The following is a 14,681-nucleotide window of genomic DNA, read 5'->3' as shown; positions in this document are numbered from 1 at the left end:
CGCCGAACGCGGGCACCGGCGGCAACAGCGGCGCCGGTGGTCCTCTCAACCCCGGTGACGCTGGCGGCAACGGATACGTCGTCATCTGGTGGTAGACCTCGACGAGGCCCGGCACGTGGTCTGGCGCGGCGGGATTCGGCGGCCCGATCCGCGCCACGGCGCAGCACAGCGGCCCGGAACCCCGATGGGGATTCCAGGCCGCCGTGCGCATGCTCAGGCCGCCGGCGGCGGCGTCTTGCGTGGCCGACCGCCTTTCGGTCCCATCCCGCCGCGAAGTGCTGGATGGACTCGCGCGTCGACACCGGCCCCGAGTTGGCTCGGCGATCGGCTTCGGGAAGCGGGCCTTCCCCGAGAACGTCGCCGGGGGATCGCCCGGACAGCAGCGTCCGCCTGCACCGGGTCGCTTGCCGGGGAGTGATCGGCCGGGCCGGGCCCGGCCGGTCCCCGGCATCGTCACCACGTCACTCAGAGAGTCGAGGCCAGTTCGGCGAGGGCCTGATCGACCGAAGCGAGAAAGATCGACATGTGCCCATGTCCCTCGAGTAGATGTGCGGTTGCGCCAGGAATATGCTGCGCGAGCCACGTGCCGTGAGCGAAGGGCGCAGCCAGATCTTCGGCTCCGTGCCAGACCGCGGTGGGTACCGCTATCTCCTGTACCGAGAATCCCCATGGCTTGACATATGAGAGAGTTTCATCGACCCAGCCGTCGACTCCGTGCCGCAGACTCTCGGCCCAGCTCGCACCGATGTCTGCCGCCACTTCCTTTGTCGCAAGGACACGGTCCGCGGGCGACAGCAGATTCATCAGGATCTGGCGAACGTCCTCGGCACTGGCTGAACGCATTTTTTGAGCGTCGTCCTCCAGCGAGGGACGGAGAAGATTTTCCCCCATGAGCGCCCTCTTGAATTCATCGACATTGCTCTGGGCCATGCCGGCAAAGAAATCCGACCCCAGCTCCTCGTACGGGGCCACGCTGCACATGACCACCGTCCCGGCCACCCGCTCGGGCAGCCGGGCCGCGACCGCCAGTGCGTGGGGGCCACCTCCGGACCAGCCGAACTGGAGCGAATTCGAAGCTCCGAGATGATCCAGCACGGCAGCAACGTCGTTCGCCGTATCCGCCACCGAACGGCCGGGCAGTCGAGTGGACGCTCCTACGCCCGGGCGGGAGAACGAAACCAGCCGAAGGCCACGATCATGGGCGGCGCGCTGAAGAAAGCGGAACTGCGTTCCCGATGTCGACGATCCATGATGGTAGAAAAGAGGAACTCCAGTAGAGGGCCCGGAAACCTCAACAGCAAGCAGTCGTTGATCCGGCAGGGGTATCGTGAACATTCTGATCGTCTCCACACATGACGGTCCTTTCCCGCAGTCGGCTGGATGACGGCACACTGCTACGACGCGGCTCTCGGTTGTCACCCGATGTGAGCCGGGACCATGAATTGGACAGATTCGGACAGGGTCGAACGCTGAGAGTCCGGACCGAGATCCGGGGGTCATACCGTGGCGGTACCGCCGGCGGCCTCGATCACCTTCATGGGGTTCCACAGCTCCCTGAGCAAGACCAACTGGCCGTCCCGGAACAGCATCTTGCTCATGTAAATCTGCTGGTAGGTGCCGCCATTGCGAGTCAGAGCCTCGCCCTCGTATTCGGAGAAGACGGTATCAGGGTCGCCAGCAACCGAATAGGAATGTATGTTGCGCACCGTCAGGCCCGTGAGCTGAGCCAACAGCGAGCGTATATGGGAAACCACGGTGGCCTTGCCTTCGAGTCTGTCCGGCATGCCCAGCGAGGGGGCGTAAGGGTACTCGAACACGACGTCGTCCGCGAAGAATTCGAACACCTCCTCGGATCCAAGGCTGCTCAGGAGGCGGCTGGCCAATGCGATGTTGCCCGCAGAGGCAGAGGCAGAGGCAGAGGCAGAGGCAGAGGCAGAGGCAGAGGCAGAGGAAGGGCCGGTGGTCGTGCCTGCTTCGGACATGTTGGGTTCCGTTCCTGTGCTGGGCGGAGCTGAAGCTCCGGACGGGGCGCGCCGCAGCGGGGCGGGGACACGCACGTTTCCTGACACCTGTCATATTAATGCATCCTCGTCACGTGCTTCGGCTTGGGCTTCTCGCCCCGGGGTGAGAAGCGGGGCATCCGGCCGCCAGCGCGACCTGCTGCTGCACCACGGCTTGCTTGTGCGGCATCGGCCGGCCCGGGCCGACGTGGTGACCGCCGACCCCCTCAAGCCGGCTCGTATGTGTGACGCATGTCAGACTCACTGCGGGTTTCTGTGGTCTCCCGACCGGACCGGTAATCTGAGATGCCCACCGTGCGGCCTGTCGCGGGCGCCCGGCTTGGTTGAACGTACGGAGGATGTGTGCCTGCAGAGGCGAGGCCGGCTACCAGGCGACCCGGGCGGCCAGGGAGGCAGACTCCTCCGGTGCCGGAGGAGCAGGTCATCCTGCAGAAGGGGCTGGAGGCTTTCGCCGAGCTGGGGTATGACCGCGCCTCGGCGAGGGAACTCGCTGGACGCCTCGGTGTGAGCCACAACTTCATCAATGACCGGTACGGCTCCAAAGCAGCCTTCTGGCGGGCCGTGGTAGACCATGCCCTGACCTCTCAGCTGGCGGAGCTCGGAGGGGAGGCCGCTCCGGAAGGGGACGACGCCGAGCGGCTGCGATGGATCATCGTCCGCTTCTACCGCACGGCCGTCGACAGGCCATGGGTGGACCGCCTGTGCACGGACGAGTTCTCCCGGGACAGCGAGCGTCTGGATTACCTCTACCAGCACTACATCGGGCCGACGCTGGCCTTGATCGCTCCGAGCGTCGCAGCGCTGACCTCGGCCGGGCGTCTGCCAGAGGTCCCTTTGGACGTGCTGTTTTTCGCGCTCATCAGCCCGGTGGCCGGTCTGACCCAGGAGCCCCTCGCGCAGCGGCTGGGACGGGACGCTGCGCCATCGCCCGAGGATCGGGTCGCCACCGCCGAGATCCTGGCGAACCTTGTTGTGGATGGCTTTTTGTCTGCCGGTGAACCGCTCCGGTCCGAATAGATCGCGTCGTCCTGGCCGGTCTTGAGGAGCGTCTCGAGCAGCCTGTCAGGCGCGGTGGCTGACGTCTGGGTCCGTACCCGTCGGCGAGAGGCCGGCCCGCCGGAATTCGGCAGGGGAGAGGCCGTACACCGAACGGAATGTGCGGCTGAAGTGCGCGTGGCTGGCGAAGCCCCAGCGGTGCGCGATGGCCGCGACGGTCTGTCCCGCGAGTTCCGGGGTCACGAGGTCCCGGCGGCAGCCTTCGAGCCTGAGGTGCTGGATCCAGCGACCGACCGTCATGGGCTCGCCCTGGAAGAGCTGGTACAGGTAGCGAACGGAGATGTGGTGTGCCGCCGCGACCGATGCCGGGGAGAGCGACGGATCGTGCAGGTGGGAGCGGATGTAGGTGCGCAGGCGAAGGAGCAGGGTTTCCTGCACTTCGTATGCGGCCACGTCCTTGGCGTTGCCTTCCAGCGCGACCAGGGCCGTCAGAATGTCGACGATCCCCCGCCCGAGGAATTCCTTCGAAGCCGGCGCGCAGGCGCATTGGTCGGGCGCGCAACTGCAGTGGTCCGTGATGGTGACGAGCCCGTTCACATACGACGCGAGGACGCCGCTGATGCCCTGGACGGTTGAGTAGGTCCGGCCGGTGGCCAGGCGCAGTGCCGAGTCGGGGAGGTCCAGCATCTCGCGCGGGACCGTGGCGACGCTCTGTCGCACCGGGCCGGTGAAGTTCAAGGCGTAGGGCCTGCGCGTATCGAGGATGACGAGCTCGCCGGCCGTGACCGGGACCTCCCGGCCGTCCTGGGTCGCGACGCCGGCACCCGCCCGTTGCAGGCTCACGACCAGCGCATTGTCGCCGTCCGCGGCGATGAGCGGCGCGGTCCGCGTCATGCGCTGCGGGCTCGCCTCCAGGGACCCGACGTGGACGCCCGCGACAGATGCCTGCCGAATGGCACCGTGGATCTTTGCGTCCTCCCGCGCGCGGACCTCCAGCCGGGTGAACGCCTTGCCCACGGCGTCCGTCCAGTACGCGGCCCGCTCCGCGGGTGGTTTGATGTCCGTGAAGAATGCCTGGATCACGATGCCCTCGCGAAGTTCCATGTGGCATTGGGTTCTGGAGCAGTGTGCCGAGCGCGAGATCGCGGAACCCCTTGCCCTGCCACCGTAAGCTCCGGCCGCGCTCACGGACCGCTTGTCGTGCAAGACTGCGGGATACCCGCAGAAACGCGATTCGGGGACCCCTGGAAACCCGAAACATCCCGGTGAAATCGCACGGGCCGTCATCAGGAGTCCGGCACCGTTCCCTGCTTTAGACGACCACAGCAGGTCCATCCACGAGCGGAATGGTCGGCGACGGCACGGAGCGCGTCCCATGCGGCTCACGGGCGCCGGTTCTGGTGTGGCGGGTTGCAGGCCTTGGGGCGGCCGGCGAACGATCGAGGGGTGACAACGATGTCGCGACGTTGGAGCGGCTTTTCCGCGACGCCGGAGGCTCAGGTGTCGGTGGATGAGCGGTGGTGTCAGCGATCACGCGAATCGCTCCTGGACCGGCTGATCAACACCAGCCACCAGGTCATCATGAACGACCCGGCTACCGCCCCAACAAGCGCCCCGGGAACCGCACCGACAAAAGCGGACCGCGACCGTGACCGACAGCTGACCGCGTGGGTCTTCCGTGGGCGCTTGAGCACTGAGGCCCAGGCGCCGGGTCGCGGCCCACTTCTCTGGCGCGCGCTGACTGACGCTGATGTCGACGTCGGAGACACTGCCGTCCGCGGAGGTCAGGGTGACCGGACCGAACGTGATGATGACGGCGGAGTTGCCTCCCGGGCCCCGGTAATAGCCGGTCGCCTCGGTGACCCGAACAGCCAAGGCCACGAGCGTCGCAGCGGCTGTCTCATCGGCCTCGATCCTCGGCTGGGCGAGAGAAGGATGCCCGTTGGCCTCTGCCCAGTCCCGGAAGACGCGCGCGTCTCGGCTCATGTCCGGAAGGATGCTCTGGTTGGCCCAGGCCCACAGCCATGAGCGCGAGGCCGGGCTGAAGCTGCCGAGAATCTGTGCCGGTGCCGTGGCTGTCTTGTCGGGGAAGGTCCAGGTGATCATGCCCGTCGTCTGGTCGAGATCCCAGCGGTCCGCCGATCCCAGGCCCCAGGACATATGCGCACGACCCAGCTGTTCGATCATGTCTTCGCCCTGCAGGAGCAGCACGCTCAGGTCAGCCCGCTCTGCGGCCTGACCGGCACTCTCCGTCTCCTGGGCGCGCTTGAACCATCCCATGCTGCGGAGTCTGCCAGAGGACACTGACCAGTCGGCAACGACCCCTTGGAGCGGCTACCTGGCCGTCGGCAGGTGGGGAAGGCGGGTGATCACGTGATCGTCCACAGCTGGACGCTGTCCCCGGACCGTGTGCTGATCGAGAGCCGGAGGGGGGGTGGCGTTGTCGGTGCGCGGGGCCTGGGAGTTGCTGCGACGGCACGACTGGTCCAGCCAGCAGCGCTCGGCGGGCAGTGGAGGGTGACGATGCGGTCCCATCGGGGAACGTCAACGTTCTCTGGACAGCTCTCGAGACGAGCGTTGCTGGTCCATCTCACGAACTTGCCTGTGTGTCTTCTTCCGGCTGCCGTCCGAGGTGGTAGCCCAGGCGCATTTCGTAGTCGCCTGGTCGGTTGCGTCCCGCGGCGAGCGCGGCCGGAAGTCTGCGCTTGGATCCCGGCCAGCCGAATGAGTGGACGTAAATGTCGTAGGAGGACTGCAGATCCTCTGCGGACGGCAACGTATATCGGTTGACCTGCTGCTTTACGGCGGCAATCGACTCCTTGTCGAATGAGGCCACCCGGCGGGCGAGGGTGTCGACGAGCGTGTCGAGTTCACGGTCGGGGACTGCGCGGTTGACCCATCCGTACCGCTCGGCCAGGTCACTCGAGTAGTCGTCGCTGGACAGGGCCACCTCCAGCGCGCGAGCACGGCCGAGCAGCAGGGGCAGGTGCTCGAGGCCGCCGCCGCCGGGGACGTTGCCGTTGGCGGTCTCAGGCTGGCAGAACCATGCCCGCTCACTGGCAAAACGCATGTCCATCGCCTGGATCAGCTCACTCCCCACACCCCTGACCCGTCCGCGGACCTTCGCGATCGAGACGACGGGCAGGCGTGACAGACGCGTGGTCGTATCGATCAGCAGCGGGTAGCCGCTTGCGCCCAGTTCCTTGGGGGTCTCGGTGACCCGGGAGGTGTCGTAGTGGTTCAGGAAGTACTCGGAGTTCGCTGACTCGAACACGGCCACACGCAGCTCCGGAGCAGCCTCCATCTGATCGACCAGCCGCGGAAGCTCAGTGAGCATCTCCGGGGAGACCAGGTTGATCGGCGGGCTGTCGAACGTGATCCTCCATAGACGCCCGGTCTCGACGGTCACCGAGAAATGGGTCCATTGCTTCATGATTCATCTCCTCTGTTTGCAGTGACCCGCCCGCCGAGCAGGTCATGCGACAGGGGTGAGGTGTACGGGAGGCCCCGGCGTCGGTCCTGGTCCGCATGGTTTGCTTCATCGTCAGCGGTTGCCCTCGGGTGCGCACCAGCTCACGATTCCGGCTGGCCGCGGCGGCACGGACCATCGCCGTGAGCCCTTCCGATCCGGTGCAGCTGACGCGCGTTTGCCGGGTTCCTGCGTACTTGATGTGCGTCACCAGGCTACGTTCGGCCATTCGCATGGGCCGCGTCGCGGGCGCGTTGTCGGATGCATCGAGCCCGTGTGCAAATCCTTGAAGCGCGAACTTCACCGGCGAACAGCTCGCGAACGATCGGCAGCATCCGTGGGTCACGGAGGACGTAAGGCCGTCCGTGAGTGATCGGGAACGGCTCGTCCGACCAGGTCGGCCGGAAAGGCGCTGGTCGTCACCGCGGTTCGAACGTCGCGGCCAGGGAGGCCCGGTCGCGGGTACCGAAACAGCCGCCGCACCGTGCCGCCGAGGAGCGGCTTCCGACGCACGGTCAGCGGGCGCTGGTGATCGGTGTGCATGCGCTGGTACGCCCCGCTGTGCTGTGCGTTCGTCGACCGGCCGTAGCGCGGCTTTCGCCGGGTTGGGCTCCCGCGCAGGAGTGCCCGCGTTCCCGCCCCTGAGCGTCGGCGCTGACGCGACGCACGCATCACCGGTGGGGCTCGCCGAACCGGCTGTGTTTCGTCACCTGCGGCGGCCCCTATCGTCGGTAACCCCGGGTTGCCGGCCTCCCACAACCCTGTGTGTCACACCTCAGTGCCAGACTGGCGGCACGACGAAGCTCCGGAAGGGCAGTGCGATGCGGCGGGGTCACCTGTCGAGCGCCACTGCTCGGGGGCGGCTGGTGCCACGGGGGGAGATGCGCGGCTGTGATCTTCGACAGTCTTGATGTGTCGTACGGCGACATGTGGGGTTCCCAGAGGGGAATGACCCATCCGGACCCGATGTCGCGCGCGGTCGCGGCACGCCGGCATGCTGCCGGGATGGAGTACGCGGTTCTGCTGTCCGCGCGGGAGCGACCGCTGGCACTGGTCGAATACTGGCCGCGCCGGATGTGGCGTGTGTATCTGTTCGACGACAGGTCCTGGCGCATGCAGATGATCGACCTCAAGCCGCACAGCGCGGGGATGTTGTTGGCTCACAGGAACACCCGATGGCAGTTCTCCCACGAGCAGGAGCACTCGTCCTGGAACTGGGATGTTCAGGAGACCACGACCGTCTCGGCCGACGGACAGGTCGAAGTGAGCTCCGAGTTCGCCGGACCGAGGGGAGCACTGCACGCTCTGACAGCCGAACCGACGGGCGTCCCCGTGCGGCGGTTCCAGACGCCCGTCGAAAGCTTCCTCTGCCCCGTACCGGAATTCGGCGACTGGCAGGTGTTCGCGCCGTTCCTCGCCCAGCAGGGCCACGAGCCCGCCACGACGGTAGTCCTGAACGACGTGTCGGTGGAGGAAGGATCGGGACCGCTGCGCGCCAGCGGAATCGAGCAACTGTTCATTCCGGGCGCGTGCGAGACTCCGGATGGGCCGGCCGTCGTCGAGCCCGTTGACGCCGGCCTGCTGCGGATCACCTCAGGGCAACTGGCGGTCTCGGACCCCGGCTGGATCGGAGAGACCTCGCGGACCGTCGCTGTGCCACCGGGCGAGTTCCCGGTCACGCTGTCGCTTTTGCGCACGACACGGGGGGCCGGTGTCGCTGCGGCCAGGGTGACGTTCCTGGACATTCCGCCCCATGAGTGGGAAATGGCTCTCCGGCCCGAGGAGGACCTGGGGCTGCTCGGCGAGGGCCAGTTCTACGGGGTTGGCGTGGACACCGGCACAGCGGCTTTCATGGATGCGACTCGGACGGTGATCGAAGACCGGCTGGACGAGGACCTGTTCGCAGCACTCGGCAGCCAGTTCACCGTCGAACTGCCGGGCACGGAGCCCGAACCGAACCTCATCGCCTTCCGTGCCGGCCGGGGCGACGGGGCCTACCCCGTCTGGATCGGCCGCACCGATGACGGACAGGTTGGTTGCGTCGTCGTCGACTTCCAGCTCCGTTCCGCCGACGGGGGAGAGTGAGATCGACTCCCGCTCCCTGGATGTCCTGCAACGTCCACTCGAGGCTGCGTGCTGCTTCGGCACCGACGTAACCATCCAGGCGGTAGCCCGGCCGGAAGCCTGGCAGGCGCCTCGCTCCACCGATCCTGACATCGCAGCCGTTGCCACTCCCAGCGGCGGCCTGGACGACACCCGGCGTGGCGACGACCGCTCAGTCACGGGATAGCGTGTCGGCCGGAGGACGGCCCGGGTTTGCACTGCGCCGCACCCCTGTTCACATCGCGCGGGAGGAACTGGTGACGGGCTGGCGGCGATTCGAGCTCCTGCAGGGGGCTGAGACCGAGTACCGGGAGATTCGCCAGGAAGGCATCCGCTGCTTCCTCCGCTGGGGCGGGACAGGTACCAGCGGCAAGGCGGGCACGTCGACGCTGGACGACGAACAGCATGCAGGCCGTCACGCTTCCCGCAAGATCAACGAATGGCTCCGTAAGGGCTTCACCGAGGTCGCTCGGCCGTTTGACGTCGCCGAACTTGACCAGCAGACGCGCGTCCTCGACGTGATCAAGTCAAGCTCCCGGTCGCACGCGCCGGTCCCCGAGTACCTGCCGATCGATGGCTTCGAGGAGACGTACCACCGCAGCCATGCCCCGGGCCACCCGATGGGATTTCACGAGTACTTCGTGCTGCGAGACCAGGGACGCAGCGCCGTTCGCTTCACCGTGCGCGGACAGTGCCATGACCCCGCGACCGTGTCGTCCTTCCTGGCCGTCCTCTGCACCAGGCGCGATCTGCCCTGCGGCGGGCAATCCCACCACAAGGTGCCGCTGTCAACCCCGGTGGGACCCTTTACTCACGCCTTGTTCTGCGCGCCGGCACTTGGGCAAGCCTGCATCGCCTATCCAGCCATCGCCGCTCGCGTCGCGACAGCCTTTCCGATCTTCGACTGCGAGATCGGCGACGCGGATACGGAAGTCCTCGTCGACGCGCGAATCCGCGGCCACGGTGCACTGCCCTACAGCGACTGGAGCCGCCCACCACAGCCGGTCGTCGACCTCAGGTTCGATGTCCAGCCGTCCAACTACCGGCGGACGCAGACCTTCAAGGTCTTCGGATCCGCAGACCTCAAGGCGCTCTTGGACGTCCTCCCGACCGCGGCAGCCCAGAGTTGGCTGGAGGTCCGCTCCTTCCGAGGCGAGACCAGGCGTTTCACACCCGGGACCACCACACCGTTCTCCGAAGTCACCTCCTTCCTCCACGGCTGAGCTGCTTGGCGCCTCGTCCGCGAGCGCACACGACGCAGCTCCGGCCTGCCCCACCGGAGACAACCCTCGCCTGGTGAAGGCATGTGGTCAGCGCACCCTAGCGGGCTTGCAGAGCGGCAAGGAGCCTGGTGCGCAGGAGTTGTACGGCTGGAGAGGACTGGCCCTGGCGGATGATGAGTCCGAGCCGGGCGTGCGTGGCGGCATCCGTGAGCGGGACGGTCTGCAGGCCGGTGCCGTGTACGGAGGACGCGCTGAGGACGGCCACGCCCATGCCGCGCTCAGCGAGACGGAGCAGGGTGACTGGGGAGCTGGCGTCGATGTCCACGCGTGGGGCGAGACCGATTCTGTGGCAGGAGTCCTCGTAGGCGGCCCGGATGCCGGTGCCTTGGGAAAGGCAGAGGATTTTCTCTCCGCCGAGGTCGGCGAGGCTCAGTTCCTTCCGGTCGAGAGGGTGCCCGGCCGGGACGGCAACGGCGACCGGTTCGTCGAGGACGATGCTCACCTCCAGGCCTGGGGCAACGTCGCCCGCGTATCCGATCAGGGCGAGGTCGACAGAGCCGGAGAGAGCGAGGGCCTGGAGGTCGCCGGAGTAGCCCTCATGGAGGCTGAGTTCGATACCGGGGTGGGTACGGCCGAGATCGGCGACGGAATCGAGGAAGGCCGGGATCGAGCAGCCCATGATCATGCCGAGACGGACCCGGCCGCGGACGGCATGGGCGAATTCGGCGACGGTGTGCCGGATGGCCTCAAGGGTGGCGAGGGCGCTCTTCGCCAGAGGGAGAACGGCCTCGCCGGCCGGCGTGAGGCGGATGTGTCGGCCGGTGCGGTCGAGCAATTGCTGGCCCAGCTCCAACTCCAGCTTGGCCACCTGGGTGCTGATGCCGGACTGGCTGACGTGCAGGCGATGAGCGGCAGCGGTGAAGGTGCCCTCGTCCATGATCGCGGCGAAGTAGCGAAGCTGGTGAATCTCCATAGCCAGTAATGATAGAAGTCATCTGATCTATCTGTTGGACGGATGGAGGCGGTGGCTGAAGGATGACGGCATGACGACGACGAAGACTGTGCGAGAGCTTGCCGAGACCTACTTCACCGCCTGGGAAGCAGGCGACTTCGAGACCTTGCGGGGGTTGCTGGCCGAGGATGTCGACTTCGTCGGAGCGCTGGGAACAGCGTCTGGCGTGGAGGAGGCGCTCGCTGGGCTGAAGGGGCTCGGCCAGGTGCTGGAGAAGATCGACGTGAAGGTGCGGGTGGCGGAAAACGATGAAGCGATCACTTGGTTCGACCTGCATACGAGCGTTGCGCCGCCTACCCCGACGGCGAACTGGATGCACGCGGAGAACGGGAAGGTCACCCGGATCCGGGTGACCTTCGATCCCCGCGCACTGCTGGCGGGATTCGAGAGGCAGAGCTGACGAGGAAGACCCCGGCACCGGGTTGGTCACAACTCGATACGCGCCCCAAGGGCTGTCCCGTCATGGATCTTTGATAGGTGGCGGGCAGGGTTCTGACGGGAGGGCAGCGCCAGTTGGCGACTGCCGGCAGGACCCGGTCCTCGCGCGGCAGCGACCACGGACGTCCTCGGCGAGCCCTGTCCGCCTCATAGCGCAGGGACGTGATCGGTCTGCGGAACGCTCGCGGGCTCAGTCCGGTGAACGGGACTGTCCAGGACGGCTCCGGCGCCGTGACCACCAGCCACGGCTGGATCGTCTCACCTTGCTCGCCGTCGGGGATCGCCCGCCCGTCCTCTGTCAAACGACCGTACTTCGGCGCCGATCCACTCGATATGCCGCGCCGCCTGCATGGATGGACCAGGATGCTCGGCATGACTGCAGTTCCTGAGGATCACGTCGCACCCGCGCACCCGGCCCGGGTGAACGACTACGACAGCCTTGCCGAGGCCTACTCGGTCGCAAACGAAGGCGGCATCCAGAACGCCTACTACGAGCGGCCCGCCATCCTGGCCCTCGCAGGAGAAGTGGCCGGCCGCCGGATTCTCGACGCCGGGTGCGGTTCCGGCCCGCTGTTCGCCGAGTTGCGTGACCGCGGTGCCGTCGTGACCGGTGTCGACGCCAGCCCAGGGATGCTGGGGGTGGCCCGGCGGCGGCTGGGCGACGGCGCGGAGCTCCAAGTGGCGGATCTGCGTGACCCGCTGCCGTTCCCTGACAACGCATTCGACGACGTCATCGCCTCCCTGGTGTTGCACTACCTGGAGGACTGGGCCCCGACGCTGGCTGAACTACGGCGTGTTCTGAGGACCGGCGGCCGGCTGATCGTGTCCGTCGACCATCCCTTCGCCATCTACGCCATGCACCGCATGGCGGGGCAGAAGCCACACTACCTCGCGACGTACAACTGGACCGAGGAGTGGACCATGGGTGGCCGGGTCGTCCCCATGAGCTTCTGGAACCGGCCGCTGCACGCGATGACGGACTCGTTCACCGCAGCCGGCTTCCGGATCTCCGTCATCAGCGAGCCACAGCCCGTCCCGGCCGCCCGCGAACGGTTCCCCGACGACTTCCGCGCCCTCTCCCAAAGCCCGAGCTTCCTGTTCTTCGTCCTGGAAACAGACTGACGGCGCCTCACGCGACCGACGCAGTGATGGCGGCGGACTCCCGGCAGGGCGGCTCTCCGCGAACCGACGGCAACGCCTGGCGGTGACGCGCCGGACGCCACCGCCGTCTCGGCAGCCGTGGGGTAGATCCCGTTACGCGACAGCCCTCGGACCTGTCCGGCGGATCGGATACTGCCGGACAGGCCCGGGGACGGACGGACTCAGCGCTTGAGCGTGAAGATGAAGTCGCCCTGGAGCTTGCCGCTCAGGGGGACCGCCGACACAAGGTTCCCCTCGGCGGGCAGTCTCTCGACCGGGGCTCGCGAAGAGCCGAAACCTTCGACGCTCAGACGCACCGGTCGCACAGGTGTCCCCGCCGCAGAACGGACCGCGACCAGGCAACCCCCGGCACAGGCGCCCACCGGCCGCGGTGCGCCCGGTACGGCGGCGGACCGTACGGCGACTGCCAGGCCGGGCGCTCGGCCCGAGCCGAGCCGCCCACGTCCCGGCGCCGTACGACCGGGCCCTGGAGCAGCCTGGCTGCCATGCAGGGGTCGTTGTCGTAGGGCAGGTCCAGGAGCCGGAAGCGCCCGGAGGCGCATCGGTGGCAACGGCGGAGGACTATCGGCAGGCAGGTGGGCACGACCACCCAGTTCTTGGACATGGAAATACACCGGTTCCAGTGAGAAGACCGCAGCGAAAAGGAGCGCGGCGCACAAGTGCGACGCGCGACGGATCAGCGCTCGGGGGGACTCACTCGGTGTACAACGGCACGTCCTTGACAGGGTGACTGTGGGCAGGAGAACGGTAACGGCACGCGCGAGTACGGTGCCACGGGATTTCGGGCGGCCGGCGATACCTCGTGGTGGACGCCCACACGACCCTCGACCCACCGGGTATGCCCGAGATGCGTGAGTCCAAGGGGCGGGGTCACGGTTACCTGTCGTAGGTGATCAGTGCTCGCTCGGCCGCGCGACTGCCCCGGCCCGGACGACATCAAGCGCGATCCGGGTGGTGGGCTCGGCCAAGGCCTGCATTCACCATGCTCATGCCCCCGGAGTCCGGTTGGCGGTTGCCTTCCGACACCACCCATCGGGAGCCGGGGGAGCCGCTGCTGCACGTTCATCTGGTGTCGTTCAACTGCCGCCGCCTGCACAGGCGTGGGGTCCGGCCCGCACCGCATGCTGTTCGAGAACACCGTCGCGTGCCCGACTCTGCCTGACCGCCAGGGGTCTGTAAGCGGCCTCCGCCGAATCGCGGCGCCGGCCGTCGGAGGGGGCGCGGGCGCGAACGGCGACGGAGCCGGGCCACCGCAGGGGTCGTCCGCCTGCTCCCCACCCGCACATCACCTTCATATGTGTGCAGATGGTGGGGTGGGGAGGGGGGCGGGTTGTCAGGCCTACGACCCATGGGGGATTGTTGCCGGAAGGAAATGATTCCTTTCGAGTTGGTGAGGTGAGGGATTCGCCCAGCGGGTCCTCGATATTTGGTCTCCACCCGATCACAGACCGTCGCAGACATGGAGCCGGACTTCCCCTGGGACCGTGCCCCCTACCCGGTCCTGGTCGCTGACGCGGCGGGCACTCTCCTGCAGCGCAACGGGGCCGCACAAGTACTTCTGCCCGCGGCCCGCCCCGGGAGACGCCTGGCCGACGTGGTCCCGGCCTGGCTGGCCGCCGCCCACCAGGCGATGCGGCCGGCCGGCCGGCGGGCCGCGCAGGAGCCGGGCGCGCCGGCGTCCGGGCCCCTTCAAGCCCGCCGCTTCGAGGCGTACCCCAGCGTGCGGGACGACGGCACGGTGGCGTGGTGGCTGGTGGACGACACCGACCACCAGCTCGCCCGTGATGCCCTGCGCACAGAGCGGGAGCGGACCGCGTTCCTGGTGAAGGCATCCACCATCCTGCTCTCCTCTCTCAACCTGGGGCGCTGCATGGACGTCACCGCGCAGCTGGCCGCCGAGAACCTTGCGGACGCGGCTCTGGCCATCGCACCGGCCCGCGGTCAGCGGCTGCCCGTGGTGACCTGCTTGCGCGGCGGCGCCCCCACCACGTCGCAGGAGGCGGTCGACCCCGACGACGTGCCCGGACTCGGCGAAGCCCTGCGTGGGTTCCCGCCGGTGCCCTCCCGGTGGATCGACCCGTCGGTGGCGCCGCAATGGATGATTCCCGAAGGCTTCGGCCCCATCGGAGCACTAGGGCGTGTATCGGAAGTACCCGGGGACGCCCCCCCGATCTGGCGTTTCGCGAGGCAGTGGCATCCTTGGGCGGTGTTCTCATCCGATCATGCGGGCGCCGTGTTCTTCGATGTCGATGGCACAC

Annotated in this window: 12 protein-coding genes and 2 pseudogenes; 6 read left to right on the top strand and 8 right to left on the bottom strand. The window is 67.6% G+C overall.

Going from position 1 to position 14,681, the window contains the following annotated elements:
• Positions 1 to 465: 465 nt before the first annotated feature.
• Both ACIP98_RS40645 and ACIP98_RS40640 read right to left on the bottom strand, forming a co-directional pair.
• Positions 466 to 1,350, bottom strand: a complete 885-nt coding sequence (locus ACIP98_RS40645) for an alpha/beta fold hydrolase (RefSeq protein ID WP_401981659.1) — start codon at positions 1,348 to 1,350, stop codon at positions 466 to 468.
• Between the two features lie 146 nt (positions 1,351 to 1,496).
• Positions 1,497 to 1,844 (bottom strand): nuclear transport factor 2 family protein, encoded by a 348-nt coding sequence (locus ACIP98_RS40640; protein WP_401981656.1) that lies wholly within the window; start codon positions 1,842 to 1,844, stop codon positions 1,497 to 1,499.
• Positions 1,845 to 2,426: 582 nt separating this feature from the next.
• Between ACIP98_RS40640 and ACIP98_RS40635 the strand changes: the two genes are divergently transcribed.
• A complete protein-coding gene (locus ACIP98_RS40635) occupies positions 2,427 to 3,038 on the top strand; it encodes a TetR/AcrR family transcriptional regulator (RefSeq protein ID WP_319660857.1) in 612 nt (203 codons plus the stop codon).
• A gap of 45 nt (positions 3,039 to 3,083) precedes the next feature.
• Here ACIP98_RS40635 and ACIP98_RS40630 read toward each other — a convergent pair whose 3' ends face one another.
• The 3 genes from ACIP98_RS40630 to ACIP98_RS40620 all read right to left on the bottom strand — a co-directional run bounded on the left by ACIP98_RS40630 (position 3,084) and on the right by ACIP98_RS40620 (position 6,450).
• On the bottom strand, positions 3,084 to 4,223 hold the full coding sequence (locus ACIP98_RS40630) for a helix-turn-helix domain-containing protein (RefSeq protein WP_401981654.1): 1,140 nt from the start codon (positions 4,221 to 4,223) through the stop codon (positions 3,084 to 3,086).
• A gap of 324 nt (positions 4,224 to 4,547) precedes the next feature.
• Entirely contained in the window at positions 4,548 to 5,297 is a 750-nt protein-coding gene (locus ACIP98_RS40625) for a DUF6882 domain-containing protein (RefSeq protein ID WP_401981651.1), read from the bottom strand.
• Positions 5,298 to 5,607: 310 nt separating this feature from the next.
• Positions 5,608 to 6,450, bottom strand: a complete 843-nt coding sequence (locus ACIP98_RS40620) for an enoyl-CoA hydratase/isomerase family protein (protein ID WP_401981649.1) — start codon at positions 6,448 to 6,450, stop codon at positions 5,608 to 5,610.
• 927 nt (positions 6,451 to 7,377) lie between these two features.
• On the opposite strand from ACIP98_RS40620, the gene ACIP98_RS40615 reads away from it, so the two are divergent.
• Positions 7,378 to 8,571, top strand: a complete 1,194-nt coding sequence (locus ACIP98_RS40615; RefSeq protein ID WP_401981646.1) for a DUF4241 domain-containing protein — start codon at positions 7,378 to 7,380, stop codon at positions 8,569 to 8,571.
• Positions 8,572 to 8,747: 176 nt separating this feature from the next.
• Entirely contained in the window at positions 8,748 to 9,812 is a 1,065-nt protein-coding gene (locus ACIP98_RS40610) for a WGR domain-containing protein (RefSeq protein ID WP_401981643.1), read from the top strand.
• A 97-nt stretch (positions 9,813 to 9,909) separates the two neighbouring features.
• Here the strand turns inward: ACIP98_RS40610 and ACIP98_RS40605 are convergent, their stop codons facing one another.
• The gene (locus tag ACIP98_RS40605; protein ID WP_401981641.1) at positions 9,910 to 10,785 is read right to left on the bottom strand and encodes a LysR family transcriptional regulator; all 876 of its coding nucleotides are present in this window, start codon (positions 10,783 to 10,785) and stop codon (positions 9,910 to 9,912) included.
• A gap of 70 nt (positions 10,786 to 10,855) precedes the next feature.
• On the opposite strand from ACIP98_RS40605, the gene ACIP98_RS40600 reads away from it, so the two are divergent.
• Positions 10,856 to 11,224 carry a nuclear transport factor 2 family protein gene (locus ACIP98_RS40600; RefSeq protein WP_319660847.1) on the top strand — a complete coding sequence of 123 codons (369 nt, stop codon included), beginning with the start codon at positions 10,856 to 10,858 and terminating at the stop codon, positions 11,222 to 11,224.
• A 106-nt stretch (positions 11,225 to 11,330) separates the two neighbouring features.
• Here the strand turns inward: ACIP98_RS40600 and ACIP98_RS40595 are convergent.
• A pseudogene (locus ACIP98_RS40595) lies at positions 11,331 to 11,504 on the bottom strand (IS5/IS1182 family transposase); the annotation flags it as partial.
• A 121-nt stretch (positions 11,505 to 11,625) separates the two neighbouring features.
• Between ACIP98_RS40595 and ACIP98_RS40590 the strand changes: the two are divergent.
• Entirely contained in the window at positions 11,626 to 12,384 is a 759-nt protein-coding gene (locus ACIP98_RS40590) for a class I SAM-dependent methyltransferase (protein ID WP_401981638.1), read from the top strand.
• Between the two features lie 325 nt (positions 12,385 to 12,709).
• On the opposite strand, the gene ACIP98_RS40585 is transcribed toward ACIP98_RS40590, so the two are convergent.
• Positions 12,710 to 13,027 carry a hypothetical protein gene (locus tag ACIP98_RS40585; protein WP_401981636.1) on the bottom strand — a complete coding sequence of 106 codons (318 nt, stop codon included), beginning with the start codon at positions 13,025 to 13,027 and terminating at the stop codon, positions 12,710 to 12,712.
• Positions 13,028 to 13,882: 855 nt separating this feature from the next.
• Here ACIP98_RS40585 and ACIP98_RS40580 point away from each other — a divergent pair.
• Positions 13,883 to 14,681, top strand: a pseudogene (locus tag ACIP98_RS40580) (hypothetical protein); the annotation flags it as partial.

It is taken from the genome of Streptomyces sp. NPDC088354 (genome assembly GCF_044753585.1).
Taxonomy (GTDB): Bacteria; Actinomycetota; Actinomycetes; order Streptomycetales; family Streptomycetaceae; genus Actinacidiphila.
This window is presented reverse-complemented; position numbering and strand designations above follow the sequence as displayed.

Bases quoted from the DNA above. Each gene is read 5' to 3' on its own strand.
- ACIP98_RS40590 (WP_401981638.1), top strand. From the start codon at position 11,626: ATGCTCGGCATGACTGCAGTTCCTGAGGATCACGTCGCACCCGCGCAC.
- ACIP98_RS40600 (WP_319660847.1), top strand. From the start codon at position 10,856: ATGACGACGACGAAGACTGTGCGAGAGCTTGCCGAGACCTACTTCACC.
- ACIP98_RS40585 (WP_401981636.1), bottom strand. From the start codon at position 13,027: ATGTCCAAGAACTGGGTGGTCGTGCCCACCTGCCTGCCGATAGTCCTC.
- ACIP98_RS40625 (WP_401981651.1), bottom strand. From the start codon at position 5,297: ATGGGATGGTTCAAGCGCGCCCAGGAGACGGAGAGTGCCGGTCAGGCC.
- ACIP98_RS40605 (WP_401981641.1), bottom strand. From the start codon at position 10,785: ATGGAGATTCACCAGCTTCGCTACTTCGCCGCGATCATGGACGAGGGC.
- ACIP98_RS40620 (WP_401981649.1), bottom strand. From the start codon at position 6,450: ATGAAGCAATGGACCCATTTCTCGGTGACCGTCGAGACCGGGCGTCTA.